Source organism: Nonomuraea sp. GTA35, assembly GCF_041950525.1.
GTDB lineage: Bacteria > Actinomycetota > Actinomycetes > Streptosporangiales > Streptosporangiaceae > Nonomuraea.
Genome location: NZ_JBGNUV010000011.1, coordinates 153,447 through 180,004, shown reverse-complemented (window position 1 = coordinate 180,004; position 26,558 = coordinate 153,447). Strand labels below are relative to the sequence as shown.

Annotated in this window: 22 protein-coding genes; 12 read left to right on the top strand and 10 right to left on the bottom strand. The window is 73.5% G+C overall.

Translation table 11 applies throughout. The features are described from left to right. The first annotated feature begins 113 nt into the window (after positions 1–113). Together ACBJ32_RS39775 and ACBJ32_RS39770 are read left to right on the top strand one after the other, a co-directional pair. Positions 114–1,124, top strand: coding sequence for a 3-oxoacyl-ACP synthase III family protein (locus tag ACBJ32_RS39775; RefSeq protein ID WP_375131159.1), 1,011 nt, complete (start codon positions 114–116; stop codon positions 1,122–1,124). A gap of 60 nt (positions 1,125–1,184) precedes the next feature. Then, positions 1,185–3,437, top strand: a complete 2,253-nt coding sequence (locus ACBJ32_RS39770) for an MMPL family transporter (protein ID WP_375131158.1) — start codon at positions 1,185–1,187, stop codon at positions 3,435–3,437. Here ACBJ32_RS39770 and ACBJ32_RS39765 read toward each other — a convergent pair. From ACBJ32_RS39765 to ACBJ32_RS39740, 6 genes are read right to left on the bottom strand one after another with little or no spacing between them, the layout of a single operon-like run. Next, positions 3,426–4,361, bottom strand: a complete 936-nt coding sequence (locus ACBJ32_RS39765) for an alpha/beta fold hydrolase (RefSeq protein WP_375131157.1) — start codon at positions 4,359–4,361, stop codon at positions 3,426–3,428. The genes ACBJ32_RS39770 and ACBJ32_RS39765 overlap by 12 nt on opposite strands. Then, entirely contained in the window at positions 4,361–5,377 is a 1,017-nt protein-coding gene (locus ACBJ32_RS39760; protein WP_375131156.1) for an NAD-dependent epimerase/dehydratase family protein, read from the bottom strand. Before ACBJ32_RS39760 ends, ACBJ32_RS39765 begins: the two co-directional genes overlap by 1 nt. Next, positions 5,374–7,068 (bottom strand): fatty acid CoA ligase family protein, encoded by a 1,695-nt coding sequence (locus ACBJ32_RS39755; protein ID WP_375131155.1) that lies wholly within the window; start codon positions 7,066–7,068, stop codon positions 5,374–5,376. The genes ACBJ32_RS39760 and ACBJ32_RS39755 overlap by 4 nt, the downstream gene beginning before the upstream one ends. Before the next feature lie 46 nt (positions 7,069–7,114). Then, positions 7,115–7,501, bottom strand: coding sequence for a hypothetical protein (locus tag ACBJ32_RS39750; RefSeq protein ID WP_375131154.1), 387 nt, complete (start codon positions 7,499–7,501; stop codon positions 7,115–7,117). Between the two features lie 13 nt (positions 7,502–7,514). Further along, positions 7,515–8,744 carry a beta-ketoacyl-[acyl-carrier-protein] synthase family protein gene (locus ACBJ32_RS39745; protein WP_375131153.1) on the bottom strand — a complete coding sequence of 410 codons (1,230 nt, stop codon included), beginning with the start codon at positions 8,742–8,744 and terminating at the stop codon, positions 7,515–7,517. Next, positions 8,741–8,989, bottom strand: a complete 249-nt coding sequence (locus ACBJ32_RS39740; RefSeq protein WP_357893310.1) for a phosphopantetheine-binding protein — start codon at positions 8,987–8,989, stop codon at positions 8,741–8,743. The genes ACBJ32_RS39745 and ACBJ32_RS39740 overlap by 4 nt, the downstream gene beginning before the upstream one ends. 225 nt (positions 8,990–9,214) lie before the next feature. Here ACBJ32_RS39740 and ACBJ32_RS39735 point away from each other — a divergent pair, with 225 nt between their 5' ends. After that, complete coding sequence (locus tag ACBJ32_RS39735) at positions 9,215–9,781, top strand: hypothetical protein (protein WP_375131152.1); 567 nt, start codon at positions 9,215–9,217, stop codon at positions 9,779–9,781. Here ACBJ32_RS39735 and ACBJ32_RS39730 read toward each other — a convergent pair. The 4 genes from ACBJ32_RS39730 to ACBJ32_RS39715 form a co-directional block, all read right to left on the bottom strand. Then, positions 9,771–10,499 (bottom strand): PEMT/PEM2 family methyltransferase, encoded by a 729-nt coding sequence (locus ACBJ32_RS39730; RefSeq protein ID WP_375131151.1) that lies wholly within the window; start codon positions 10,497–10,499, stop codon positions 9,771–9,773. The genes ACBJ32_RS39735 and ACBJ32_RS39730 overlap by 11 nt on opposite strands. Positions 10,500–10,575: 76 nt before the next feature. Continuing rightward, positions 10,576–10,968 (bottom strand): hypothetical protein, encoded by a 393-nt coding sequence (locus ACBJ32_RS39725; protein ID WP_375131150.1) that lies wholly within the window; start codon positions 10,966–10,968, stop codon positions 10,576–10,578. Positions 10,969–11,291: 323 nt separating this feature from the next. After that, on the bottom strand, positions 11,292–12,122 hold the full coding sequence (locus tag ACBJ32_RS39720; protein WP_375131149.1) for a carbohydrate deacetylase: 831 nt from the start codon (positions 12,120–12,122) through the stop codon (positions 11,292–11,294). After that, positions 12,119–13,582 carry an MFS transporter gene (locus ACBJ32_RS39715; protein ID WP_375131148.1) on the bottom strand — a complete coding sequence of 488 codons (1,464 nt, stop codon included), beginning with the start codon at positions 13,580–13,582 and terminating at the stop codon, positions 12,119–12,121. The genes ACBJ32_RS39720 and ACBJ32_RS39715 overlap by 4 nt, the downstream gene beginning before the upstream one ends. A 503-nt stretch (positions 13,583–14,085) precedes the next feature. Between ACBJ32_RS39715 and ACBJ32_RS39710 the strand changes: the two genes are divergently transcribed. The 9 genes from ACBJ32_RS39710 to ACBJ32_RS39670 all read left to right on the top strand — a co-directional run bounded on the left by ACBJ32_RS39710 (position 14,086) and on the right by ACBJ32_RS39670 (position 26,554). Next, positions 14,086–16,134, top strand: coding sequence for an ATP-binding protein (locus ACBJ32_RS39710; RefSeq protein WP_375131147.1), 2,049 nt, complete (start codon positions 14,086–14,088; stop codon positions 16,132–16,134). Between the two features lie 354 nt (positions 16,135–16,488). Beyond that, positions 16,489–16,977, top strand: a complete 489-nt coding sequence (locus tag ACBJ32_RS39705; protein ID WP_357893324.1) for a MarR family winged helix-turn-helix transcriptional regulator — start codon at positions 16,489–16,491, stop codon at positions 16,975–16,977. 72 nt (positions 16,978–17,049) lie between these two features. Further along, entirely contained in the window at positions 17,050–18,513 is a 1,464-nt protein-coding gene (locus ACBJ32_RS39700; RefSeq protein WP_375131146.1) for an MFS transporter, read from the top strand. Positions 18,514–18,684: 171 nt separating this feature from the next. Then, positions 18,685–19,935: an ROK family protein gene (locus ACBJ32_RS39695; RefSeq protein ID WP_375131145.1), complete on the top strand. Its 1,251-nt coding sequence runs from the start codon at positions 18,685–18,687 to the stop codon at positions 19,933–19,935. Between the two features lie 70 nt (positions 19,936–20,005). Beyond that, positions 20,006–20,947, top strand: coding sequence for a carbohydrate ABC transporter permease (locus ACBJ32_RS39690; protein WP_375131144.1), 942 nt, complete (start codon positions 20,006–20,008; stop codon positions 20,945–20,947). Next, positions 20,940–21,746, top strand: coding sequence for a carbohydrate ABC transporter permease (locus ACBJ32_RS39685; protein WP_375131143.1), 807 nt, complete (start codon positions 20,940–20,942; stop codon positions 21,744–21,746). Before ACBJ32_RS39690 ends, ACBJ32_RS39685 begins: the two co-directional genes overlap by 8 nt. A 12-nt stretch (positions 21,747–21,758) precedes the next feature. Continuing rightward, positions 21,759–23,024 carry an ABC transporter substrate-binding protein gene (locus ACBJ32_RS39680; RefSeq protein WP_375131142.1) on the top strand — a complete coding sequence of 422 codons (1,266 nt, stop codon included), beginning with the start codon at positions 21,759–21,761 and terminating at the stop codon, positions 23,022–23,024. A gap of 42 nt (positions 23,025–23,066) precedes the next feature. Then, positions 23,067–24,242 (top strand): glycoside hydrolase family 15 protein, encoded by a 1,176-nt coding sequence (locus ACBJ32_RS39675; protein ID WP_375131141.1) that lies wholly within the window; start codon positions 23,067–23,069, stop codon positions 24,240–24,242. After that, a complete protein-coding gene (locus ACBJ32_RS39670) occupies positions 24,239–26,554 on the top strand; it encodes a TIM-barrel domain-containing protein (protein WP_375131140.1) in 2,316 nt (771 codons plus the stop codon). Before ACBJ32_RS39675 ends, ACBJ32_RS39670 begins: the two co-directional genes overlap by 4 nt. Positions 26,555–26,558: the final 4 nt, after the last annotated feature.

The following is a 26,558-nucleotide window of genomic DNA, read 5'->3' as shown; positions in this document are numbered from 1 at the left end:
CTGGGCTGACCGCCGGGTCTTGCCTATCGTGAGCGCCTGTTGCCCAGGAAAGGCGGACTCGGGATGCTCCATCGGCAAGTTGCGCGGCCCGTGCGGGCAGGGGGCGAGCCGGCATGAGCCGGTCACGGTACTCCCGGGTGGCCGGGGTGGCGGTTCACGTGCCGGACGGCGGCCTGACGACGCCGCAGCTGGAAGACCTGCTGGCCGAGCGGAACCCCGGCATCAGCGTGCCGCGCGGCCTGATCGAGCGGCACAGCGGCGTGCGGCGGCGCCACGTCGCCCCGCCGGAGTGGATGGCGTCGGATCTGGCGGTGGCGGCGGCCCGCCGGCTGCTGCGGAAGACCGGGCACACGCCGCCGTCCATCGACCTGATCATCTACGCGGGCGTGTCCGGCGACGCCGTCGAACCCGCGACGGGGCACATGGTCGCGGCCAAGCTGGGGGCCGGCTGCCCGGTCTTCGACGTGCGGGACGCCTGCAACAGCGTCCTGCGGGCGATCCACCTGGCCGACGCGCTCATCACCGGCGGCCACCACCGTACGGTTCTCGTCGTCTGCGGCGAGGTCGCCACCTCCAGCATCCGGTGGCGGGTGGAGTCGCAGGAGGACTTCGAGCCGGCGATCCCGTCCTACACGGTGTCCGACTCGGGCTCGGCGCTGCTGCTGGAGTCCAGCGGCACCCCCGGGGTGCTGGGGCACCGGTTCGGGGCGAACTCCGCGTACTGGGAGGTCTCGCTCATGCCGTTCGTCCGGGACGGCTCCAGTGGTTTCCGCGCCGGCGACTTCACCATCGATCCCGTCGCGCTGGCCATCGGGGTGCAGAAGCTGGATCTGGGCCTGCTGCGGCAGCCGCTGGCCGAGCGCGGGCTCGGCTGGGCGGACATGGCCGTGGTGTGCGCGCACCAGCCGTCGCTGGCGGCGCTGCACTGGCTGTGCGAGCTGATCGAGCTGCCCCGGGACAAGGCCGAGGTGACGATCGTCGAGCACGGCAACCTCGCCGCCGCCACGTTGCCGATGCAGCTGCACCAGGCCGAGCGGGCGGGGCGGCTCAGGCGGGGTGACCTCGTCGCCCTGGTGGGCGTGGCCAGCGGGCTCAGCTCGGGCACGGTGCTGCTGCGCTGGTGAAGGGGCGCGCAGCCGCCGCGCCGACGACGTCCCGCCATCGGGTGGGAAGGAGGCTTGACCATGCCGGTCGATCTGCGTGGCCGCCGGCTCCGCCGCGGCGCCGGGACGTCCGCCTTGCCCGACGCCGTCCTGCAGCCCGCCGGCCCCGGAGCGCGGCAGGACGTGCTCGCCGGTGGCTCCGGTGTCCTCGACCGGCTGGGCCGGGCGGCGGCTGGGCCGGCCGGGCGGCTCGTCGTCGCGGTGTGGCTGCTCCTGGCCGCCGGGGCGGTGATGGCGCTGCCCGGGCTCACGCAGCGGCTGGCCCCGCCCTCGCTGGAAGTGCCGGGCTCCCCGTCCGCGGCGGCCGCGGCGCTGATCGCGCGCGGGTTCCCCGAGCTGGGCGGCGAGCAGATGATGCTGGCCTTCAGCTCGGCGGCACTGGACGCGGACGAGCCGCGCTACGAGCAGGCGATCGCCGCCACGGTGGGCGCGCTGGCCGCCCGGCCCGACGTGGGCGCGATGCTGCCGCTGCCGGAGACCGCCGGCAGGCATCCCCGGCACGCCTACGTGCTGGTGGGGGTGCACGGCGACGAGCTCGCCCGGCAGCGCAACCTGCCCGCCCAGCTCGCGAGCGCCCGGCAGGCGGCCCGGGAGGCGTCGGCCGGGGCGGTCACCGTGACGATCCTGGGCGTGAGCCGCGCCTTCGCGCAGCTCGCCCACGCCGACCTGGCGGACCTGCGGTCGATGGAGGCCATGACCGTTCCGGTGGCGGCGGTACTGCTGGTGCTCGGGCTGGGCGCGGTGGGCGCGGCGGCGGTGCCGCTGGTGGTGGGGGGCGCGGCGATCCTGACCGGCGTGGGCGCGCTCGCGGCGGCGTCCGCGCTCGCGCCCGTCGATTCGACCATGCTGACCTACACCGTCACCATGTCGCTGGGGCTGGGGCTGGACTACACGCTGCTGATCCTGCTGCGCTACCGCCAGGCCCGGCGTGCGGGTCTGCCGCCCCCGGTGGCCGCCGGACGCGCCACGGCCACCGCGGGCAGCACGGTGACCTGGTGCGGGGCCGCCATCGTCGTCACCTCCTGCGCGCTGCTGGTCGTCGGCGTGCCGTGGGCGCACTCCCTGGCGCTGGCGGGCATGCTGGCGGCCCTCGTCACCCTGGCGGCCGCGCTGACGCTGGGCCCCGCGCTGCTGTCCCGGCTGGATCGCCGGCTGGAGTGGGGCACGCTGCCGTGGCGGCGGCCCGGCCGGGGCTCGGCGCGTTCGGCCTGGCTGCGGCGATCCTGCGGGGGTGCGGGGCGGCCCGCGTGGGTGCGGGGGGCCGAGCACATGATGAGGCGGCCCGGCCGGTATGCCGTGGCGGCCGCTGCCGTGCTGGTCCTGGCCGCCGTTCCGGTGCTGCACCTGCGGATGGGGCTGCACTACGACCGTCCGGCGCTCGCCGGGACCGACATCGGGGCCGGGCTGGCGGAGCTGGAGCGGGACGGGGTGGCCGGGGTGACCACCGTGGCGTTGCCGCACCCGGGCCGGGCCGCCCCCGTGGACACGTTCGCCTTCCAGCAGGCGTTGCGGGCCGATCCGAGGGTGTCCATGGCCACCGTGATGGACAACGGCAGGGATCTGACCGTGATGCTGATCGCCGACCGGTGCGCGCCTGACGGGGACGCCGCGGCCGGTTTCCAGCGGGACCTGCACGCGCTGGGTGCGCGCCTGCTGCCCGCGGGTCAGCCGATGCTGGCCGTCGGGCCGGCGGCACGGCTCGGTGACCTGGCGGCGGGTGCGGTCGGCGGGCTGTGGCGGGTGCTGGGGGTGGTGCTGCTGGCGTCGTTCGTGCTGCTGTTGCTGACCTTCCGCAGCCTGCTCATCCCGGTGAAGGCGGTCGCCATGAACCTGCTGTGCGTCTGCGCCGCCTTCGGGCTGCTCACCGTCGCCTTCCAGGACCTGGGCCGCGAGGGCGCCGACGTCAACGCGTTGCTGCCGCTGGTCGTCTTCACCATCGTCTTCGGCCTGTCCCTGGACTACGAGGTCTTCCTCGTCCACCGCATCGCCGAGCACTACCGCCGGACCGGCGACAACACCGCCGCCGTGCTCCACGGGCTGCGGCACACGGCGCGTCCCATCACGCTGGCCGCCGCCATCATGGCCGTCACGTTCGGCGGCCTGATGCTCACCCGGCGGCTGGACTTCCAGCAGGGCGGGTTCGCGGTGGCGGCGGCGATCATCCTGGACGCGACGATCATCCGGATGGTGCTCGTGCCGTGCCTGATGCGGCTGCTGGGGCACCGGAACTGGTGGTTGCCCGGGTTCCGGAGCAGGCGGGGCTCAGCGCCGTAGGAAGGCGGCGATGGCCGGCACGAGCGTGTCGTGGGCGTCCTCGAGCACGTAGTGCCCGGCGCGGGGGAAGACGCGCACCTGGGCGCCCGGCAGGCGGCGCCGCCATTCGCGCAGCATGAGCGGGTCGAAGACCGGGTCGCGCAGCCCCCAGCCGATCAGGGCGGGCCGGTCGGCGAAGGCGGCCAGGCTCTCCCCCGCCCGCAGCAGCAGCGGCCAGGACGGGTCGCCGGGCCCGAGCGGGATGTCGCGCACGAACCGCTGGACGGCCAGCCGGTGCCCCTCGCGGTCGTCCGGGGCCAGGAAGGCGGCCCGCACGTCCCGGGGCAGCCTGCTGCGGACCCCGAACGGCGGCAGCGTGGCCAGCCGGGCGAACGCGTGGTGGCGCAGGAACAGGCGCTCCCCCAGGCGGGTCTCGCGCAGCAGCCACAGCGGCAGCCGCAGCGCCGGGCGCACGCGTGGGCCGTGCGGGTTGGGGAAGGCGGCGGTGTTGAGCACGACCAGGCGGGCCACCCGGCCGGGGTGGCGGGCGGCCCAGGCCATGCCGATGGGGCCGCCCCAGTCGTGCATCACGAGCGTCCAGCCTCGGTCCGGGGCCGCGCGTTCGGCGATGAGGTGGCCGGTGAGCGCGTCAAGGTCGTCCACGCGGGAGGCCAGGGTGTAGGGGTAGCGGTCGTCGCCGGGCTTGTCCGACAGGCCCATGCCGATGTGGTCGGGCGCGATGCAGCGGTGCTCGCCGCGCAGCGCCAGGATCAGCCGCCGCCACAGGTAGCTCCACGAGGGGTTGCCGTGCAGCATCAGCACGGGGGCCGCGTCCGCGCCGCCCTCGTCCAGGTAGTGCCGGCGCAGCCCGTCGTGGGTGAACCAGCGGGAGCGGAACGGGTAGCCGGGCAGGTACGGCCGGCCGGGGCGGGTGTGCTGGGACATCAGGGCGCCTCGGGGCACGCGGTCACGGGGTTCTCCGAGAGGTGGGCGGCGAGCCTGGCGAGGCCGTCCGCCATGCTGATGCGCGGCTCGTATCCGAGGTCGCGGCGGGCGGCGGAGATGTCGAACCAGTGGGAGGTCGTGGCCTGGACGGCGGCCAGGCGGGTGAGGGGCGGTTGCGCCCGGACGCGGGCGAGCCGGTAGCCGTGCTCGACGGCCGCGGCGCCCAGGCGGGCCAGCCGGGCCGGCACGTGCCGGGTCACGGGTGGCAGGCCCGCGGCGTCCAGGAGGGCGTTGACCCAGCGGGTGAGCGTGACGGGCTCGTCCTGGGTGATGAAGTAGGCCCGGCCCGCGGCCGGCGAGCCCGGCGCGAGCGCGTCCAGGGCCAGCAGGTGGGCCCGGGCGGCGTTGTCGACGTACACCGTGTCGATGCGCTTGCCGGGGGTGTGGGGCAGGACGAGCCGCCCGCGGCGCGCCCGCGCGGCGAAGCGCGGCAGGAAGTGCGGGTCGCCGGGCCCCCAGATGAGGTGGGGGCGCAGCGCGACCGTGGCGAGCCGGTCGCCGTCGGCGGCCAGGACGAGCCGTTCGGCGATCGCCTTGCTCGCCGGGTAGGAGGCCAGGAAGCGGCGGGCGTGCGGGGCCGACTCGTCCACGCCCTCCAGGTCGCGCCCATCGTGCACGACGCTCGGCGAGGAGGTGTGCACCAGGCGCGGGACGCCGGCGCGCAGGCAGGCGTCGATCACGTTCGCCGTGCCCCGCACGTTGACCGAGCGGTAGGCGGCGGCCGGTCCCCACAGGCCGGCCAGGGCGGCGCAGTGCACGACGGCGTCGCAGCCGGCCACGGCGGCCCGCACGCCGTCCGGGTCGCGGACGTCGGCGGTGTGCTGGACGACGCCGAGCCGGGCCAGCGCCGGGTAGCGGCGGCGGTTCAGCGCCGAGACGTGCTCGCCCCGCGCGGCCAGCAGCCGGCACACGGCCTGGCCGAGGAACCCGCCGCCGCCGGTGACCAGGACCTTCACCGCTCCTCCCGGCCGAGCTTCCTGGCGGCCCAGCGGGCCAGCAGCGGGCGGCGGATCTTGCTGGCGTGCCGGACGTCCATCGGGAAGCCCGGGTGGAGCAGCACCGGCGCGACGTCCCCGAGCGCGCCGGCGTGCGCCCGCACCCGTTCGACGACCTCGCGGCGCTCGCGCCGTGAGGTGCCCGGCTCGCACTCCACGCACAGGACGGGGTGCTGGCCTCCCGGCGCTCCCACCCCCACCAGCGCGCTGCGCCGCACGCCCGGTACCGCGTTGACGATCGGCTCGACCTGGTCGGTGTACAGCTCGCCGTCGGCGGTACGCACGCGCTCGCTCTTGCGTCCCGCGAACCACAGCCGCCCCTGCTCGTCCTGCCGGCCGAGGTCGCCCATGCGGTGCACCGGCTCGCCGTGGTCGTCGATGCGGGCCAGGGCGCTCTCGTCCGGGCGGGCGAGGTAGGGGTCGCCGACCGCCGGGCCCGCCACGGTGATCTCCCCCACGGTGCCGGGCGGCGCGAGCAGGTCGTCCGACCAGCGCGGGATCGCCTCGTCGGTGATGCGGATGACGCGGACCCGGTTGCCCGGCAGGACGCCGCCCAGGCAGGTGCCGGCGCCGCGTGCGGTGGCCCCGGCCGTGGCGGCGAGCTCGGCCGCGTCCGCCATGCTGACCAGCAGGCATTCGGTCGCCCCGTACACCGAGCGCACGTCGGCGTGCGCGGGCAGGCATCGCTGGGCGCGCCGCAGCACCGCGAACGGCAGGGGCGCGCCGGCCGTGAGCACGATCTCGACGCTGTCCAGCACCTGGCCGCGTCGCAGGCAGTAACGGGCGAGCCGGTCCAGCAGGGCGGGCGCGGCGAACAGGCCCCGCACGCCGTGGGCGGCGATGGAGCGGGCCATGGCGGCCGGGTCGGTGCGTTCGGGATGGCGCAGGTCGAGCCGCGGGATGACGGCGGCGCACCCCATCGACGGCGCCGCCACCGCGAACGGCAGGAAGGTCGAGTACACGGTGCTGCCCGGCTGGAGCGCGCCGACGTGCGCCAGCAACCCGGTCTGCCCGGCCAGGTGCCGGTGGCGGTAGGGGACGCCCTTGGGCGGGCCGGTGGAGCCCGAGGTGAAGGCGATCAGCGCCAGGTCTCCGGCGTCCGGAGCCACCTGGCTCGATGCCGCGACCCGCGGCGTCCCCAGCGGCGTCGGACCTGCCGCCGGGACGTGCGGCGCCGGGACGTGCTGGGTGCCGGCCTCGCCGCTGTGGCGGGTGCGGGCGAGCCACAGGGTGCTCGTGGCGAGCGTGACGGTGGTGTGCACGCTGTCGCGCGCCCAGCCCAGCACGAGGCGCGCCAGGTGCGCGCGCGGGACCGCGATGAACGCGTCGGGAGCGGCCTGCGCGAGGCAGGCGCCGATGGCACGCGCGCCGAGCCCCGGATCGATCAGCACGGGCACGGCCCGCAACCGCAGCAGGGCCAGGACCACGGCGACCAGTTCCCGGCCCGGCGGGACCATCACGGCGGCCCGCGTCCCCGCCGTCACGCCGGCGCGCGCCAGCCTGGTCGCGGCCCGGGTGATGAGCTCGTCGAGCCGGCCGTAGGTCAGCGTCTCGGCGTGGCGGCGCCGGTCGACGCGGCAGGCGACCGTGTCGGGGTGGGCACGCGTCCAGTGCTCGGTCATGGCCACGACGTCGAAGAGCGGGGTGGTCACACCGCATCACCTCTCACAGCTGCGGGAGTGCCTCGGCGGCGGGGTTTCAGCAGGACGCCGCTTCCAGGACGCGCACCTGCCGGGGCAGCTCCAGGCCGAAGAGCTGCGATGGGGGCGCCGCCGCCGCGGCCTGAGCCGGCGTGGACGCCGTGCTGCCCGGCGTCACGGCGCCCGCCGTCGCCGCCGGTGAGACGGGCGGGACCGGTGAGACGAGTGACGCGGCGGCGCTCGCGAGCGCCGCCCCGGCGGTGGAGCCCGACGTGAAGAAGTTCGTGAAGGCCTGCGCGAGAGCCTGGACGGGCACGGTGACGCACACCCTGTCCGGGTCGGCGGCCGATGGAGCGGTGCCCGGCACGTCGGCGGCGGCCGGACCGGCCGGTGCGCAGGCGATCAGGGCGGCGGCGAGCAGGCTGGCGGAAGCGGAGATACGCATGACGAATCCTTGGTCAGTATGGCGAGAAGATCAGCGTGGCGTTGTGGCCGCCGAAGCCGAACGAGTTGGACATCACCGGCCCCGGCGGCATGGGCCGGACCCGGCCGACCACGTCGACGTCGCATCGAGGGTCCAGGTGGTCGAGGTTGGCGGTGGGCGGGATGGCCCGTTCGTTGAGCGACAGGACGGCGGCCACGGCCTCGATGGCGCCGGCGGCGGCGATGGCGTGCCCGGTGACCCCCTTGATCGAGGTGACGGGGACCCTGGTGGCGCCGAACGCCTCCTTGATCGCCTGGGCCTCGGCCACGTCGTTGAGCGGCGTACCGGTGCCGTGCGCGTTGACGTGCGTGATCTCTTCCGGGGCCAGGCCCGCGTCGGCGAGCGCGGCCCGCATGCAGCGCGCGGCTCCCTCGCCGTGCGGCGGCGGCGCGGTCAGGTGGTGGGCGTCGGAGGTGGAGGCGTAGCCGATGAGCTCGGCGTGGATGCGGGCGTCGCGGCGCAGGGCGTGGTCGAGGTTCTCCAGGACGAGGAAGGCGGCGCCCTCGGCCAGCACGAACCCGTCACGATCCCGGTCGAAGGGCCTGCTGGCCCGCTCGGGCGCGTCGTTGCACTCCGACAGTGCCTGGCAGCGGTGGAAGGCGAGCAGCACGCTCGGGGTGATGCCGGCTTCGGCCCCACCGGCGATCACCAGGTCGGCGGAGCCGTCGCGCAGGAGGCGGGCCGCCTCGCCGATCGCGTGGGAGCCGGACGCGCAGGCCGTCTCCACCCCCAGGCTGGGGCCCTGGACGCGGTGGTGGATGCTGATGGCGGCGGCCGCGGAGTTGTGCATGATCATCGGCACGTGCAGCGGGCCGGGATTGCCGCGCCCGGGATGCCGGCCGGTGAGCATGGCGAACTCGTCGGTCGTCCTGCCGCCGAAGCCGGAGCCGGTCACCACCGCCCGCCGGTGCGGCGGCGTTCGCGGCGCGCCGGCGTCGGCGAGGGCGTCGGTGGCGGCGCACAGCGCGAGCTGGGCCATCCGGTCGAGCCGGGAGGCCTGCTTGGGCGTCAGGTACGCCGAGGTGTCCAGGTCGGTGATCTGGCAGGCGAAGCCGACGCCCAGCCCCTCGGTGTCGAACGAGGTGATCGGGCGGGCGGTGGACCGTCCGGCCAGCAGCGCGTTCCACAACTCCTTGGGGTGGGCGCCCGCCGGGGTGCGGACCCCCAGCCCGGTCACCGCGACCCGGACCCGGGATGCCTTCATGCGCGCTCGCTGAGCAGCAGGCGGGCCTTGGTGAGCACGTCGCCGACCGTCCGCACGTCGGCGAGGGTCTCGCGGGGCAGCGGGCCCCACGTGTCCTCCAGGGCGACGTGGAGCTCGGCCAGGTCCAGGCTGTCGGCCTCCAGGTCCTCGCGCAGCAGCGCGTCCTCGGTGACCCGGCCAGGATCGACCTTCAGGATCTTCGCGCAGCGCTCGCGTACCACGGTCACGATGTCTTCGTCGCTCACGGCGAGCTCCTTCCTCCGAGGGCGTCGTACGCGCTCGTGTCACCCAGCGTCCCTGATGGGGCGATAGATGATCACTTGTGGCACGTCGCCCGCCGTTAAGGAGTTGATCAAGTTTTGCCGCGAGGCGGTTCGCCCGTGCTGCCGCAGATCATGCTCGCTTCTGTCGCGGGCGCGGCCCCGGGAGGGATCGGCCGCGCACGATCACGGCCCGTACGAGGAGATGACATGCCCTTGCACCCGCTCATGCCCGTTCACCCGCTCATGCCCGCAGCCGCGGCCGTGGTGGCCGCCCTGAGCGCCACCCCGGTCGCGGCCGCGACCGTCCAGCAGACGCTGCTCACCTGCCAGGTCTCCACCACCTCGGAACGGCCGATCACGTTCGAGCCGCCGGTCAGGTTGCTGCCCCGCAACGTGACGGCCCGGGCCACCATCGTGCTGACCGGCTGCGCCTCCTCGGCGCCGTCGGCCGCCAGCCTGCGCTCGGGCGTGATGACCGTGCACAGCACCGGGCGCGCCTCGTGCGCCGGCGTGCGGGACGTCCGCGGCAAGGGGACGATCACCTGGTACGGGGCCGACGGCACCCAGACGGGCGTGTCCACGGTGCGGCCCTCGGTGGAGCAGGTGTCCGGTCACAATCCCGGCGACATGCTCCTCGGCGGGCGGGTCACCAAGGGGTCGCTGGCCGGGTCGAGCCTGGCCGGCACCGCCACCCCGACCTCCATCGTCAGCGCCTGCGCCACCAGGGGGCTCGGCGCCGTCCACGGCACCGGCAGGATCATCTTCACCTCCTGACGTAGGCGCGCTGGATGAAGGGGCGCTCGCACAGGTGGTAGAAGAGGTAGATGCCGGCCTGGAAGGCGGCCGCGAACGCCAGGCCGGCCGGGGAGCCCGACCAGACGGCCCAGCCGTAGGCGTGCAGGTTGCCGGCGCCGTACATGGGGTTGCGCAGGTGCCGGTAGGGGCCGGCGGCGACCAGCTCGCTCGCGTCCGTGAGGGGGCGGCCCGTGAACATGTCGCGGCAGTAGTAGGTGTCCAGGCCGACGGTGTGGGCCGCCCACACCTTGTAGAACGTGCCCACCGCCACGAGGACCGCCCCGGTGGTGCAGGCGGCCCAGGACGGGACGGCGGCGGGAAGGCTGTCGCCGTAGGCGTGGATGACGACGGCCTGGGCGAAGACCTGGTTCATGAAGAGCAGGCCCAGGACGACCTCGTACAGGGCGTAGGCGCGGTCCTCGCCGAAGCGGGCGATGAGGGCGGTGCGGCCGGGGCCGCCGAGCGTCAGGCACAGGCCGCCGTAGTAGAGCAGCCACACCGCCGCGGCGTAGGCGGTGGCGACGGCCGGGGTCGTCAGGACCGGGGTGAGCAGGTAGTACAGGGCGGTCATCAGGGCGAACAGGAGCACGCGCGCGGGGCGGTAGCGGGTGCCGCGGTCCAGTCGCAGGCCGGAGATGCCGAGCAGGATGATGGGCAGCCGCCAGGTGCTGGTCGGCGTGGCGGTGATGGTGTGCATGTGCGGGTCTTCCGGTCGCTTGACGGGTGGCGCCGGCGCGGCTCGCCGGTGGTCTGGATCGGCTGAGGGGGCGGCCTCAGCAGGGTGCGGCCTGCAGGACGAGCATCTTGTCGGGCAGGGCGGGACCGGCCGGTCGAGGTGCCGCCGCCGTGCCCGACTGGTCCTGGGCGGGTGCCGGGGCGCTGGGCACCGCGGCATCGGCGGGCGCACCGGTGCTCGGCGCGACGCCACCGGCAGGTGCGGCGGTGCTGGGCGCCGCACCGCTTGCGGGCGTGGTGCTCGCGGCGAAGCCGGACACGAACGTTTTGAAGGCATCGGCCATGGCGGCCACCGGGATGCTGATGCACAGCTTGCCCGGGTCATCGCCGGGCGCGGCGGCCGGTGCGATGGCCGGGTCGGGAGTGTCGGCGACGGCGGGCCCGGCGAGCAGGAGACTGCCGAGGGCGGCGGCGAGGACGCGGATGCGCACGATGGCTCCTTGCGGCGAAAGGTCAGGATCGGGTGCGTGGCGCTGAAAGACGGGTCTGCCGTCCAGCGTCGCCGATGCGCCAATAGATGATCACTTGTGACGCGACGTACGCCGTTAAGAAATTGATCAAGTTTGTCCGCACGCGATTGCTTCGCTCCGGCTGCCCCGCGCGGCCGGGCGCGAGAGCGCCGCCGCTTCCCCGCCTGACCCGCCTGACACCGGACGGCCTGCGTCGAGGCGTCGAGGCCATCCCGCGCCCGCTCGGCGTGGACCGCCCCGACGTGGTGAACCTGCGGATGGGCGGCCTCGGACGCGGCGGGGCGTCAGGCCCACCAGCCTCCCACGACCTCGACGCCCTCGCTGTCGAGGGCCTTGTGCCACACGGGGTCGCGCAGCAGCCGCGCCTCCCAGACCCGCACGACGCCGTCGGGACCCGTGACCGCGTCCTCGCGCGACGGGTGCAGGAACAGCTCGCTGGTGCCCTCGGGCAGGGCGGCGAGCCGGCGCAGGTAGTCGTCCCGCAGCCGCTCGTAGGCGCCGAGCTCGCGGGCCGTGCGCCGGTTGGTGGCGATCGTCCGCGGGATGGCGACGCCGAGCGCGTCGGCGTGGGCGACGGCGCGCTCGTGGGCCGCGGCGAGGTGGGGCGGGAGGGGGCCGCCGAAGTACGGCTCCGGGTCGCGGGGCAGCCGGAAGGCCAGGCCGTGGCGGGCGCACCAGGCGAGCGACTCGGCCAGCCAGGATCTGCCGTGCAGGCCGTACAGGGTGCCGGCGTGGGAGTCGGCGGCCACGGGCGCCAGGCCGCGCCCGCGCATCCATCGGAGCTGCGCGTCCGCCTCCCGGACGACGTCCCCGGCCTCGCCGCGGGCGCCGAGCACGAACGGGTCGTCGCTGAGCGTCCCGTCCGGGTCGGCGAGGCTCGCCGCGCCGTCGAGCGGACGCCAGCGCGGCAGCCCGCGCTCGCTGGTGAGCGTCACGTGCACCCGCGGCACGACGCCGGTCTCCGCCACCCGGCCCGCGGCCCGCTCCGACTCCGGCGAGACGCAGATGAGCGTCGTCGCGGACACGTGCCCCTCGGCGAGCAGCGCGACGATGACCTCCGTGGTGCCGGGCTCCCTGCCGAGGTCGTCGGCCGTGATCACGACGCGGCGGGTCATCGCGGACGCTCCGCGGCGGTCTCGCCGTCGGCGCCGGGAGCCCGCGGCACGACCGGCTCGTCACCGGACCCGGCGGCCGGCGGCGGGGCCGGCTCGCCGCCCGGCCCGGGAGGCTCCGGCGAGGCCGGCTCGCCCGCCTCGGGCGGCGTCTCGATCGGCACTGAGACGAACCGCGCCGCGACCGCGCCGATCGCCGTCAGCACGAACGGGTACACGCACAGGTACACCCGGAACGCCAGCCCCGGGTCCGCGCCGGGGTCGGCCCCCGAGTTGTAGCCGAGGAACACGCCGAGCGAGGTGAGCGCGAGCCCCGTCACGATCCCGTTGAGCCGGGTGAAGAACCCGAAGGCGGACAGGAAGAGCCCTTCCCGGTGTTCCCCGTTGCGCGTCGCGTCGGCGTCCAGCACCCGCGCGACGATGAGGTCGTTGGTCGCGAGCATGCCCGACCAGCCGGCCCCGACGAGCATCCCCGCGGCGATCGCGGTGACCAGGTCGGTGGCGAAGAACAGGGCGGCGAAGCTGATCGCGAGGACGGCGAAGGCGAGCCGCCAGGTCCACAGGGCGCCGCGGCGGGCCACGACGCGCGTCCACACCGCGAGGCCGGCCGCCGAGACGAGGATGACGACGCCCTGGAGGTAGAGCGCGTCCCCGACCGGGAGTCCGAGGGAGTAGCGCACGTAGAGCTGGATGCCCGACAGCACGAGCGCCATGGCGATCCCGTAGCAGGCGCCCGTGAGGCCGACCGTCCAGAACATCGGGTTGCGCACGATCGACCAGACGCTGCGCAGCAGCCGGGGCCGCTCGCGGGTCGAGTAGCGGGGCCTCTCCCGCGCGCCGAGCGCCATGAACACGATCACGGCGAGCGCGACCGCGCCATAGACGATCGCGGTGGTCCGGAAGCCCTGGGTGGACTCCTCGGTGCCGAACACCCTCGTCGTGAGCAGCGGGGTGACCGCGAGCGAGATCACCAGCGCCACGAGCTGGAAGCCCTGCCGCAGGCTGTTGGCGACGGCGCGGTCGCGCTCGCGCGGGTACAGCTCGGGCAGCAGCGCGCCGTAGTTGGCGTTGAGCATCGAGTCGAAAGCCTCGCACAGGATCGCGAACACCGCGAACCAGAGCACGAGGCCGATGCCCTCCAGGGAGGCGGGCGCGGAGAAGAACGCGATCATGCAGGCGGCCAGCATCGGCGCGCCGGCGAGCAGCCACGGGCGGCGGCGGCCGAAGCGGGTGCGGGTGCGGTCGGACAGGTGGCCGAGCAGCGGGTTGTCGAGGGCGTCGATGACCGCGTAGATCACCATGACCGCGCCGTAGGCCCGGACGTCGAGCCCGAGGATATCGACGTAGTAGAGGATCATCGACCCCTTGATCATGTTGATCGGGATCGAGGTGCCGAACATCCCGATGGCGTAGCGCCACGCGGGAGTCCGGCCCGGGTCGGAGACCGTGACAGGCTGGGACACGCGATCACCTTTCCTGCGGGGGCGCCGATGCCGTACGTCGTGGGCTCGAGGTAGGGAGTTGCCCCCATCCACCTGATCGTCCGGTGGCCGAATCTCGTTCCACGCCGCGCCCTCAGCCCCGCGACGCGATGCCTGGATCCCGGCTGCCGGGAAGGCGTCTTCGCACCGCGACCGGCACCCGATGGGGGCGCGCGCCGGAATGCCGAATTCATCAGATGAACGATCCGCGCATTGGACGTATTGATTTCTCGTTTTACGCAGCAGGAAAGGAGGCAGAAGTACAGCCTGCTGTACCGGAGGCGGGCAGTGGGCGGTATCGTCACGACGCGTGGCCCTTTTATAGGGTGAGGAGAACACCATGGCGATATGCCATGGTGTGTCCTGTTGAATTCTTGGCCGACCGAACCAGTGGATGGTTCACCGAGAATCCGGCCGGCGTGTCCGAGAGGTCGGACAGGCGCTCAGGAGCAGATCCGCCGGGTGTTCGGAGAGGGATCGGGGATATGTCATCGGGGAGTAGCAACAGGTCCGGGCTGCTGGGATCGCGCCTCGAAGCGGCGCGTGAGCTGGCGTTCGTGGGGCGGGAGGAAGAGGTCGCGGTCTTCAAGGCGGCGTTGTACGGCGGCGGCTGCAGCGTGCTGTACGTGCACGGTCCCGGCGGCATCGGGAAGTCGGCCCTGTTGCGGCGGTTCGCCCACGAGGCCGCGCTGGCGGGCAGGCCGGTGTCCACGGTGGACGGGCGCACCCTGGAGCCGTCGCCGGCGGCGTTCGGGGCCGAGGCCGGGCTGGTGCTGGACGATGCCGACGCGGTGCTGCTGGTCGACAACTTCGAACGCGTTCAGGGCCTGGAGGGCTGGCTGCGCGAACGGTTCCTGCCGCGGGTGCCCGTGGGAGCGCTGGTGGTGATCGCCGGACGGTACCCGCCGGACATGCGCTGGCAGGCCGATCCGGGATGGGCGCAGGCGCTGGAGGTGCTGGCGCTGCGGGACCTGCCGGCGGTGGACGCGCAGGCCCTGATGGACTCCTGCGGGGTGCCGGCCGAGCTGCGCGAGCCGCTGCTGGCGTTCGCCGGCGGCCACCCGCTGGCGTTGCTGCTGGGCGCGGCGGTGGCGGTGAAGGACGGCGGGGCCTGCAGGCGGTGGGTGCCGCACCAGGACGTGGTGGCCACGCTGCTGGACCAGCTGGTGGGCGAGCTGCCTTCGGCGGCGCACCAGCATGCGCTGGAGATCTGCGCGCACGCGCACATGACGACGGAGGCCCTGCTGCGGGCCGCGTTGCCGCAGGACGCCGGGAGGTTGTTCCGGTGGTTGCGGCGGTTGCCGTTCGTGGAGTCGAGCAGTCTCGGGCTGTTTCCGCATGATGTGGTGCGCGAGCTGCTGGAGGCGGACCTGCGGTGGCGGGACCCCGACGGGTACGCGGTGATGCACGACCGCATCTACGCGCATCTGGCGGAGAAGGTGCGCACGGCGAGTGACGCGGACGTGCTCGGCGCGGTGGCGGCGCTGCTCTACCTGCATCGGGACAACGGGGCGCTGACCGGTTTCGACCGCCGCCGCGACGAGGGCGAGTTCCAGGAAGAGGTGCTGCGCCGGGAGGACGTCGGCACGTTGCCGCGGGTGGCCGCGGCAGCGGAGGGCACGGCGTCCGCGCGCTGCGCCGCCTTCTGGGCCGAACGCCGGCCGGAGGCGTTCCGCCTGTATCGGCGGACGGAAACCGGCGAGCTCGTGGCCTTCTCCGCCTGGCTGCGCCTGGCGGAGCTCGATGAGCGGGAGCTGGCGGCCGATCCCGTCGTGGCCGCGGCGTGGGCGCATGCCCGCGCCACCACGCCGTTGCGCGCCGGTGAACATCTGGCGGTCAGCCGGCTCTGGGTGCTGCCGCAGTACCGCGGCAATTCGCCGGTGCTGGACTTGATCCAGTGGCGAATGATCGGCAACTGCCTGCGGGCCGAGCGCATGGCATGGTCATATATCGCGATACGGCGCCCGAACCACGCATGGGTCGAACATCTCGGACGCTACGGGATGCGCATCATCTCCGACCAGCCGCGGCTGGGCGACGACTCCTACACCCTCTTCGTTCACGACTGGCGCGCGCTGCCGGCGCAGGCGTGGCTGGAGCGGATGAACCGCCTGCTCCTCGACGGCTCCGCCGACGGCCCGAGCATCACCACCGCGGAACTGGCGGTGCTGTCCCAGGCGCAGTTCGCGGAGGCGGTTCGCAAGGCGTTACGCCAGCTGTCACGGCCAGGCGCGCTGGCCGCTTCCCCGCTGACGCGCACCAGGCTGATCGCCGATCGGGCCGGTCAGGATCCGGGCACGGCGCTGGGCGACCTGCTCCGCCGGGCGATCGACGACCTGCGCGAGGACCCGCGCTCGGTCAAGTTCCACCGGGCGCTGTCCGTCACGTTCCTGCACGGCACGCCCACCCAGGAGCTGGCCGCGGAACAGCTCGGCCTGCCGTTCACCACCTACCGCCGCCATCTGACGGCCGGCGTCGAACGCATCTGCGCCGACCTGTGGCACCGGGAGCTCTACGGGGCCGACGCGTCATGAAGGGCGCGATCCCCGGCTTCGCGGATCGTCTCGCCGGGACGATGCGACCTGATGATTTCGGCCCGGTGAACCATTTGCATTCCGTCACCGATCCCCCGATGCCTGCGGAGACGATTTCGCACCGTGTCGCCGTTCGCGAAGCATCGGCGGTCTCCCAGAATGTGAGGTCTTCCGGAATTCACGACGGAATTGCAGATTGCATTTCGTGATTGACGGCGAATGCGGCCGGGGAGCTTCGACAGGGCCGCCCTACAGCGTGAGGCAACCCTCCGGCCACGGCCTCGAACCCGGACGAGCATCGATCATCCCTTGGCAGATAATCTGCGGCGGGATGGTTTGGGTAGGCTGGCAGGCATGACAGCGATGGCTCCCGCACGTACAGAAACCGACCTGTCCTTCCTCCTCGACCACACCAGCCATGTGCTGCGCACCCAGATGTCGGCGGCGCTGGCCGAGATCGGGCTGACGGCCCGCATGCACTGCGTGCTGGTGCACGCCCTGGAGGAGGAACGCACCCAGATCCAGCTCGCCGAGCTGGGCGACATGGACAAGACCACGATGGTGGTCACCGTGGACGCCCTGGAGGAGGCGGGTTACGCCGAGCGCCGCCCGTCCAGCACCGACCGGCGGGCCCGGATCATCGCGGTCACCGAGGCGGGCGCCGAGATCGCCAGGCGCAGCCAGCAGATCGTGGACGGCGTGCATCGGGCCGCGCTCGGAGCGCTGCCGGACGACGAGCGGGAGGTGCTGGTCCGCGCCCTGAACCGCCTGGTGAGCGGGCATCTCGCGACCCCGGCCGAGGGCCCGCAGCAGGCCCGCAGGGCACGGGAGCGCGCAAAGTAGGTCCGCAAAGGATCGTCTATTACGGAACTATCTGCTACGGTCTCTCCTGTCGACCTGAGAACGGGAGAGACCATGTCTAATGTGCTCAAATCGCGCTGGACCGCGCTGGGCGTGCTGTCCGCGACGGGATTGATGACGATCCTGGACGGCAGCATCGTGACCGTGGCGATGCCGGCCATCCAGCGGGATCTGGACTTCTCGGCCGCCGGGCTGAGCTGGATCGTCAACGCGTACCTGATCCCCTTCGGCGGCCTGCTGCTCCTGGCGGGCCGGCTGGGCGACCTGATCGGGCGGCGGGCGATGTTCCTGGCCGGGAACGCGATCTTCACCGCCGCCTCCGTGCTGGCGGGCGCGGCCACCGATGCGAGCCTGTTGATCGCCGCCCGGTTCCTGCAGGGGGTGGGCAGCGCGCTGGCCTCGGCCGTGGTCCTGGGCATCCTGGTGACGCTGTTCACCGACCAGGCCGAGCGAGGCAAGGCGATCGCGATCTTCAGCTTCACCGGGGCGGCCGGCGCGTCCATCGGCCAGGTCGTGGGCGGCGTGCTCACCGACGTGCTGAGCTGGCCGTGGATCTTCTTCATCAACGTGCCGATCGGGCTGGTCACGATCCTGCTCGCGCTGCCGGCGCTGCCCGCCGACCGCGGGGCCGGCCTGTCCGCCGGCGCCGACGTCATCGGCGCCCTGCTGGTGACCTCCGGGCTGATGCTGGGCATCTACACGGTCGTCAAGGTCGAGGAGCACGGCTGGCTCGCCGGCCACACCCTCGGGCTCGGCGCGCTCTCGCTCGCCCTGCTCGGCGCCTTCGTGGCCCGGCAGGCCACCGCGAAGACCCCGCTGATGCCGCTGCGGATCCTGCGCTCGCGCAACGTCGCCGGCGCGAACCTCGCCCAGATGCTGAGCCTGTCCGGGATGTTCGCCTTCCAGGTGCTCGTCGCGCTCTACATGCAGCGGGTCCTGGGGTACGGCGCCCTGGAGACCGGCCTGGCGATGCTGCCCGCCGCGGTGGGCATCGGCACGATCTCGCTGTTCGTCTCCGCCCGGCTCAGCGCCCGCTTCGGCGCCCGTACGGTGCTGCTCGCCGGCCTGGTGCTGCTGGTGGCGGCGATGCTGCTGCTCACCCGGGTCACGGTGGACGCCGGTTACCTCACCCACCTGCTCCCGCCCATGCTGCTGATCTCGGGCGGCGGGCTGGTGCTGCCCGCGCTGGCCACGCTGGGCATGTCCGGCGCCAGGGACAGCGACGCGGGACTGGCCTCCGGCCTGTTCAACACCACGCAGCAGGTGGGCATGGCCATCGGCGTGGCGGTGCTGTCCACCATGGCCGCCTCGCGCACCGGCGAGCTGCTGGCGGCCGGAGCGGGCGAGGCCGCCGCGCTCACCGGCGGGTACCGGCTCGCGTTCGCCATCTCCGCCGGGCTGCTGCTGGCGGCCTTCGCGGTGGCGCTCATCGTCCTGCGCCGGCCCGCCGCCGGCGGCGACCTGCCCGCCGGCACGCAGTCGCAGTCGCCGTCGCTGGAGACCTCCGCGACCTCCTGAACGCCGCCCCCTCAGGCCCGGCACGCCCCTGGCGCGCCGGGCCTGAGCTTTTCCGGAGTCTCCTCCCGGATGCGCCCCCAGGTTTCAGCAAGGTTTCCGACTCTTGACAGGAGAGGGGCCGCGCCTCAGTATCTTCACCACTAACTTTATTCCTAAAGAAAGTCCTCTCACATGGCAGGCACGGACCGCGGCGACCTCACCAGGACGGCCATCCTCGCCCTCCTGGGCACGGTCGGCCCGCTGAGCCGCAGCGAGATAGCCCGCGAGCTCGACCTCAGCCCCGCCACCGTCACGCAGCTCACCAAGGAGCTCATCGGGCACGGCATGCTGGAGGAGCTGGACCTGAAGCCGTCACGCGGCGGCCGTCCGGCCCAGCGGCTGGGGCTGGTGGGCAGCGCCGGCCGGGCGCTCGGGGTGAAGGTGACGGCCGACCACCTGGTGCTGGTGGACGTACGGCTCGACGGCGAGGTGCTCGGCTCCTGGGAAAGACCCCACGACCCGTCGGCGCCCGACGCGCTGGAGCACCTGGCGGACGCGGTGGAGTCCGTGGTCCGCGAGATCTCCGGCGTGCCGCCGCTGCTGGGTGTCGGGGTCGGGGTGCCGGGCAGCGTGGACGACCAGGCCGTCGGCACCGTCAACGCGCCGACGCTCGGCTGGCAGGCCATGCCGGTGGGAGAGCGGCTGCGCCGCCGGCTCAACCTGCCCGTCCTGGTCGAGAACGACGTGAACGCGCTGGCCGCGGCCGAGCGCCTGTACGGCCGGGGGCGTACGCACAGCGACTTCCTCGTGCTGACGATCGGGCGCGGCGTCGGCGCGGCGATCGTCGCCGGCGGCCGGGTCTACCGGGGCGCGCGGGGCGGCGCGGGCGAGTTCGGCCACCTGCAGGTGGACCCCGAAGGACCGCCCTGCGGGTGCGGCGCCCGGGGATGCCTGGAGGCGTTCGTCGGCTCGGCCGGGCTGCTGGCCACCGCCCGCGCCAGGAACGCCCTGGCCCAGGAGGCCGGCCGGCCGGGCGCGGACCCGGCACGGGCGGAGGTGCGTGACCCGCTCGGCGCGGTGGCCGCGCTCGGCCTGGCCGCGGCGGGCGGCGACGTGGCCGCGCGGGAGGTGTTCGCCGAGGCCGGGGCGATCCTGGGCCGCGCCACGGCGGGGCTGATCAACGTGGTGGACCCGGAGGTCGTGGTGGTGCTCGGCGAGGGCACGGCCGAGTGGCCGCTGTGGCGGACCGGCTTCGAGCCGGCCCTGCGCGCGCAGCTGTACCCCGGGCGGCGCGACATCTCCGTCGAGGTGGAGAGCTGGGACGACACGAGCTGGGCGCAGGGCGCGGCGGCCCTGGTGCTGGCCACCCCGTTCGACTCCGCCGGAGCGGCGGGCGAGCAGGGCCGTCTGGTCCGCGCCCGCCTGATCGGGGCCGGCTCATGAACGCCCACCCGACCCGGGCCCGCTCGGTCCTCCCCCGCCCGGTCCGGTCCCCCCTGATCGGAGGCGGCTCGTGAGCGTCCGGCAGGCCATGCCCCAGGCGCCGCCCGAGGCGCCGGCCGGCCACGCGCGCCCGAAGCGGCGCGGCGGGTGGCGTTACGCCGGCACGGTCGCGCTGTTCCTGCTGCCGAGCCTGGTGCCGCTGATTCTCTACACGCTGATCCCGATGGTCGGCTCGTTCTGGACCAGCCTGCACGAGTGGGACCTCATCACCGAGATGCGCTGGGTGGGCCTCGGCAACTACGTCGAGCTCATCGGCGATCCCGACACCCGGGCCGCGTTCCTGCACACGCTCTACTTCATCGCCGGTTACCTGCCGCTGGTCTACCTCGGCGGCCTGGGCCTGGCGGTGCTGCTCAACCGGGCGATGCCCGCGCGCGGACTGCTGCGCGGCGTGTACTTCCTGCCCGTGATCACAAGCTGGGTCGTGGTCGCGCTGATGTGGAAGTGGCTGCTCAACCCGGCCAGCGGCATCGTCAACTGGGCGCTCGGCCTGGTGGGCGTGAGCGGGCCCGGCTGGTGGACCGATCCCGACTGGGCGATGCCGTCGATCATCCTCGCCTCGGCCTGGAAGGACCTGGGGTTCGTGATGATCATCCTGCTGGCCGGGCTGCAGGCGATCCCCCGGGAGTACCAGGAGGCCGCCATGGTGGACGGCGCGACGGCCTGGCGCAGGTTCCGGCACATCACGCTGCCGCTGCTGTCGCCCTCGACGTTCTTCGTGGTGGTGATCTCGCTGATCAACGGCTTCCAGGTGTTCGACCAGGTCCAGATCATGACGGGCGGCGGGCCGGGCGGCGCGACGCAGGTGGTGGTCTCGCAGATCTACGACCTGACCTTCCGCTACGGCCGGGCCGGCGCCGCCTCGGCGCTGTCGTGGCTGCTGTTCGCGCTGGTGCTGCTGGTGACGATCGTGCAGATCCGCGGCCAGAAGAGGTGGGTGACCTATGGGTAAGGTCCTGCGGTACCTGCTGGTGGGGATCGGCGCGCTCGTCATGCTGTTCCCGTTCGGCTGGGCGGTGATCACCTCGATCACGCCGAGCGACGCCGTGTTGTCCGTTCCACCCGACTTCACCCCCGAAGGTGCGAGCCTCGACGCGTACGGGCGGCTGCTGGAGACGCTGCCGTTCTGGCGGATCGTGCTCAACAGCGCCTGGATCGGCGCCGCCTCCACCACGTTGCAGCTCCTCACCAGCGCGATGGCGGCCTACGCGTTCGCCAGGCTGCCCTTCCCCGGGCGGGGCGCGCTGTTCGCGGTCTACCTCGCGACGCTGATGATGCCGCTGCCGGTGCTGGTCGTGCCGCTGTTCATCGAGATGCGCGCGTTCAACCTGGTCGACACGTACTTCGCGCTGCTGGCGCCGACGATCGCCTCGGCGTTCGGCGTGTTCCTGCTGCGGCAGGCCATCAACCAGGTGCCCAGGGAGTTCGACGAGGCGGCCGTGCTCGACGGCGCCGGGCATGTGCGCATCTTCCTGTACGTGGTGCTGCCGCTGATCCGCCCGGCCCTGGCCACGTTCGCCATCTTCGGCTTCATGGCGAGCTGGAACAGCTACCTCTGGCCGCTGATCATCATCAAGTCGCCGGAGTTCATGACCCTGCCGCTGGGCCTGGCGACCCTGCACGGCCAGTTCACCACGCAGTGGGACGTGGTGATGGCGGGCTCGGTCGTCAGCGTCGTCCCGATCCTCATCCTGTACGTCTTCGCGCAGAAGCATGTCATCGCCAGCGTCGCGCAGAGCGGGCTCAAGTAAAGGAATCCCCCCATGTCACGACACATCAAGATCGCCGCTGCGGTCGCGGCGGCCTCGTTGCTCGCCACCGCCTGCTCGCAGGGATCGGCCACCAGGGGCACCACCGCCGAGGCCGGCGGCAAGGTGACGCTGCGGTACTTCACCTTCTCCGCCGCGCCCGACCATGTGAAGGACCTCGACACGATCGAGAAGGCCTTCGAGAAGGAGAACCCGGACGTGGACGTGGTCGTCGAGACCGCGCCCTTCGACCAGTACTTCACCAAGCTGCAGACCAGCATCGCCGGCGGCACCGCGCCCGACACGTTCGAGCTCAACTACGAGAACTTCGTCACCTACGCCAGCGCCGGCTCCCTGCTCGACCTCGGCACGGTGGCGGGCGACATGGACACCTCGGTGTACGCCCAGGAGTCGCTCAACGCCTTCAAGCGGGACGGCAAGCAGTACGCGCTGCCCGCCTCGTTCTCCACGGTCGTGCTCTTCTACAACAAGGACCTGTTCGACAAGGCCGGCGTGCCCGTCCCGACGGCGGACTGGACGTGGCAGGACGAGCAGGCGGCCGCCGAGAAGCTGACCGACAAGAAGAAGGGCGTGTACGGCGACTTCCAGCCGGTGCAGTTCTTCGAGTTCTACAAGACGCTCAAGCAGGCGGGCGGCGAGTTCCTGTCGGCCGACGGCAAGAAGTCCGCCTTCAACAGCCCGCAGGGCGTCAAGGCCGCCACCTGGCTGGTGTCCAAGGTGGGCAGGACGATGCCGACCGAGGCCGAGATCGGCGGCACCGCCGACTACGACACCAACCTGTTCAAGTCCGGCAAGCTCGCCATGTGGCACAACGGCATCTGGCAGTTCGCCGGGCTGAAGGACGTGCCCTTCGAGTGGGACGTCGTCGTCGAGCCGGGTGACTCGGCCAAGGCCAGCGCGGTCTTCCACAACGCGGTGGCGGCCTCCTCCACCACCAAGCACGGCAAGCAGGCGTGGGCCTGGGCCCGGTTCCTGTCGGCGTCCGGCACCGCGGCCACCACGCGCATCCAGTCGTCGTGGGAGCTGCCGCCGATCTCCGACCAGCAGGTGCTGTCCGGCTACCTCAAGGATCCGAAGCCGGCCAACCGGCAGGCGGTCTTCGACTCGCTCAAGTCCATCGCGCTGCCGCCCGTGATCAAGCGCCAGCAGGAGATGCAGGACGCGGTGACCAAGGAGCTCAGCGAGGCCGCGGCCGGGCGCAAGAGTGTCGAGGACGCGCTCAAGGCGGCCGCCACCGAAGTCGACGCGCTGCTCGGCTAGCCGTTCCCTTTCTTCGCTTTCTACGCATTCAGGAGAGATTCGTTGTCCCTCGTCGCGCACAGCCTCGACGTGATCAAGAGTTTGCAGGCGCCTTCAGGGGCCTATCCGGCCTCGCCCACCTTCTCCGCCTACCGCGGCTACTCCTGGCTGCGCGACGGCGCGTTCATCGCCGAGGGGGTGAGCAGGCACGGCGACGTGGCCGGCGCGGACGCCTTCCACGCCTGGTGCGCCCGGGTGGTCGGTGACCGCGCGGGCCAGGTGGACGTGCTGGTGTCCCGCGCCGAGCGCGGCGAGGCGGTCACGGCGGCCGAGATGTTGCCGACCCGCTTCACGCTGGACGGCGTGGACGGCGACGACGACTGGTGGGACTTCCAGCTCGACGGCTACGGCACGTGGCTCTGGGCGCTGCGCGAGCACGTCGTACGGCACGGCAGGGCGGTGCCCGGGGCCGAGAAGGGCGTCAGGACGGCGGCCCGCTACCTGACCGCGTTCTGGCAGGTGCCCTGCTACGACTGGTGGGAGGAGCACGTCGAGCACCGCCACGTGGCGACGCTCGGCTCCATCCACGCGGGCCTGCGGGCCGCCGTCGCGCTCGGCGTGCTGAGCGCGGCGGAGTCGGCGGCGGCGGCCGAGGCCGTCGAGGGCATCGCCGGGCTCGTGGCGCGCGAGGGCATCAGCGGTCAGGGCGACGGTGGTCAAGGCAACGGTGGTCAAGGCGACGGCGGGCAGACCGCCAGAACGCCCAGCGCCGGTGGGCCGGGCGACGGTGGAAGGCGGCACCTGCGCAAGTGGCTCGGCAGCGACGCCGTGGACGGCAGCCTGCTGGCCTGTGTCGAGCCGTTCGGGCTGTACCCGGCCGGGCACCCGGTGGGCGAGGCCACGGTCGCCGAGGTCGAGCGGCAACTCGCCCGCGACGGCGGCGTGTACCGCTACCTCGACGACACCTTCTACGGCGGCGGGCGGTGGCTGCTGCTGGCCGGGTTCCTCGGCTGGAACCACGCCCGCGCCGGGCGGCGGGACGAGGCCGGGCGTTACCTGGAGTGGATGGCGGCGCAGGCGACACCCGGGGGCGACCTGCCCGAGCAGGTGTCGGACCTGCTGCTGGCCCCCCACCGGCGGCAGGAGTGGCTGGAGCGGTGGGGCCCGGTGGCCACGCCGCTGCTGTGGTCGCACGGCATGTACCTGATCCTCGCCGACGAGCTGGGGGTGACGGCGTGATCCGGCACCGGCCCCATGGTTCGGGGCATCCGTACGCGGAGACGGAGGACCAGCGCGTCCCGGCCAGGCCGCTGGACGGCGAGAGCGTGGAGCTGCGGGTGCGCGCGTCGGCGCGGGTCGTCTCCGTCGTGTGCGACTGGTCCGTGGACGGGGCCGCGCCCACCGAACTCCCCCTGTCCAGGCGGGACGCCCCAGCGCGGACCGGCCCGGCAGAAGGAACCGGCGCGGTAGAAGAGGGCGGCGCAGCAGAAGAGGGCGGCGCGGCGGGAGAGGCTGTCGCGGCGGAAGGAACCGGCGCGGCAGGAGCCGTGGACGGCGGGCACCTGGCCGCCGCCCAGGCGCGCGCCGCCCGCGCCGCCGCCGGCTCCTGGGCCGTGCGCACCCCCTCCCTGCGGGCCGGCAGCCGCTACGCCTACCGTTTCCGGGCGACGGCGGCCGACGGCGCGACCCGTGCCACCAGGTGGTTCGAGGTGACGGCGGCGAGCTGGTCGGACGCGGGCGGCAAGCTGGAGGTGACGGGCACCGACCGGGTGGTGCCGGGCAGCGTGCGCTGGCTCGCCGACGGCGACGGCCCGCTGCGGGTCCGTTTCGAGCTGGCGCTCGGCCAGGACGAGCACGTGGTGGGCTTCGGCGAGCGGTTCGACACCGTGGACCAGCGGGGCCGCGCCCTGGACGCGGTGGTGTTCGAGCAGTACAAGGCGCAGGGCCGGCACGGCCGCACGTACCTGCCGATGCCGTACGCCATGGTGGCCGGCGGCCCGGCGAGCTGGGGCTGGCACGTGCGCACCTCACGGCGCACCTGGTACGACGTGGGCGCGTCGCGGCCCGGCAGGATCGTGGTGGAGGCCGAGACCGGCCCGGACGGCGAGCTGGGCGTGCGCTTCTACGACGGCGAGCGCCCGGCGGACGTGCTGGGCGCCTTCCTCGGCGACGTGGGCCGCCCGGCCGAGCTGCCGGAGTGGGTGTTCCGGCTGTGGGCCAGCGGCAACGAGTGGAACACCCAGGAACGCGTGCTGGCCGAGATGGACCGGCACCGCGAGCACGGCATCCCGGTGGGCGCGGTGGTCATCGAGGCGTGGAGCGACGAGACGACGTTCACGGCGTTCCGCGGGGCCGAGTACGAGCCGTCGCAGGAGCCGCACCGGCTGGCCGACTACACCTTCCCCGCCGGCGGGCCGTGGCCGGACCCCAAGGGCATGGTGGACGAGCTGCACCGCAGGGGCGTCAAGGTGCTGCTCTGGCAGATCCCGCTGCAGAAGATGCGCCCGCACCCCCGCCACCAGGCGGCCGTGGACGCCCGGCAGCTCGTCGAGCGCGGGTACGGCGTGCGCGAGGCCGACGGCCGGCCCTACCGCAACCGGGGCTGGTGGTTCCCGCTGGCGCTCATGCCCGACCTGTCCTCCCAGGAGGTCCGCGACTGGTGGACGGCCAAGCGCCGCTACCTGGTCGAGGAGGTCGGCATCGACGGGTTCAAGACCGACGGCGGCGAGCACGCCTGGGGCCACGACCTGCGGTACGCCGACGGGCGTGACGGCGCGGCGGGCAACGGGCTGTTCCCCGTGCACTACGCCCGCGCGTTCGGCGACCTGCTGCGTGCCTGCGGCAAGGCGCCGGTGACGTTCAGCCGGGCCGGGTTCGCGGGCTCGCAGCCGCACGGCGCCTTCTGGGCGGGCGACGAGGACTCGACCTGGGAGGCGTTCCGCTCCTCGATCAGGGCCGGGATCACGGCCTCGGCCTGCGGGATCGTCTACTGGGGGTGGGACCTGGCCGGCTTCTCGGGGCCGGTGCCGGACGCCGAGCTGTACCTGCGGGCGGCGGGAGCCTCGGCCTTCATGCCGATCATGCAGTACCACTCCGAGTTCAACCACCACCGCACGCCCATCAGGGATCGCACGCCCTGGAACGTGGCCGCCCAGACCGGGGACGAGCGGGTCGTCCCGGTGTTCCGGCGGCTGGCCGAGCTGCGGGAGCGGCTGGTGCCGTACCTGGCCGAGCAGGCGCGGGCGGCGACGGCCGGCGGGGCGCCGCTGATGCGCGGCCTGTTCTTCGACCATCCGGACGACCCGGAGGTGTGGCGGCATCCGCTGCAGTACCAGCTCGGCGACGCGCTGCTGGTCGCGCCCGTGACGGAGCCCGGTATCACCGAGGCGTCCGTCTACCTCCCTGGGAGGGAGGGCGGCTGGGTCGACGTCTGGACCGGGCGCGAGCTGGCCGGCGGGCGGACGGCGAGCCTGCCCGCACCGCTCGACCGCCCGCCCGTGTTGTGCGCGGCGGAGCACTGGACCCGTCTCTCCCCCGTGTTCACCGTTTGAGAGG

Bases quoted from the DNA above. Each gene is read 5' to 3' on its own strand.
- ACBJ32_RS39775 (WP_375131159.1), top strand. From the start codon at position 114: ATGAGCCGGTCACGGTACTCCCGGGTGGCCGGGGTGGCGGTTCACGTG.
- ACBJ32_RS39770 (WP_375131158.1), top strand. From the start codon at position 1,185: ATGCCGGTCGATCTGCGTGGCCGCCGGCTCCGCCGCGGCGCCGGGACG.
- ACBJ32_RS39765 (WP_375131157.1), bottom strand. From the start codon at position 4,361: ATGTCCCAGCACACCCGCCCCGGCCGGCCGTACCTGCCCGGCTACCCG.
- ACBJ32_RS39750 (WP_375131154.1), bottom strand. From the start codon at position 7,501: ATGCGTATCTCCGCTTCCGCCAGCCTGCTCGCCGCCGCCCTGATCGCC.
- ACBJ32_RS39745 (WP_375131153.1), bottom strand. From the start codon at position 8,744: ATGAAGGCATCCCGGGTCCGGGTCGCGGTGACCGGGCTGGGGGTCCGC.
- ACBJ32_RS39735 (WP_375131152.1), top strand. From the start codon at position 9,215: ATGCCCTTGCACCCGCTCATGCCCGTTCACCCGCTCATGCCCGCAGCC.
- ACBJ32_RS39730 (WP_375131151.1), bottom strand. From the start codon at position 10,499: ATGCACACCATCACCGCCACGCCGACCAGCACCTGGCGGCTGCCCATC.
- ACBJ32_RS39720 (WP_375131149.1), bottom strand. From the start codon at position 12,122: ATGACCCGCCGCGTCGTGATCACGGCCGACGACCTCGGCAGGGAGCCC.
- ACBJ32_RS39710 (WP_375131147.1), top strand. From the start codon at position 14,086: ATGTCATCGGGGAGTAGCAACAGGTCCGGGCTGCTGGGATCGCGCCTC.
- ACBJ32_RS39705 (WP_357893324.1), top strand. From the start codon at position 16,489: ATGACAGCGATGGCTCCCGCACGTACAGAAACCGACCTGTCCTTCCTC.
- ACBJ32_RS39700 (WP_375131146.1), top strand. From the start codon at position 17,050: ATGTCTAATGTGCTCAAATCGCGCTGGACCGCGCTGGGCGTGCTGTCC.
- ACBJ32_RS39695 (WP_375131145.1), top strand. From the start codon at position 18,685: ATGGCAGGCACGGACCGCGGCGACCTCACCAGGACGGCCATCCTCGCC.
- ACBJ32_RS39685 (WP_375131143.1), top strand. From the start codon at position 20,940: ATGGGTAAGGTCCTGCGGTACCTGCTGGTGGGGATCGGCGCGCTCGTC.
- ACBJ32_RS39680 (WP_375131142.1), top strand. From the start codon at position 21,759: ATGTCACGACACATCAAGATCGCCGCTGCGGTCGCGGCGGCCTCGTTG.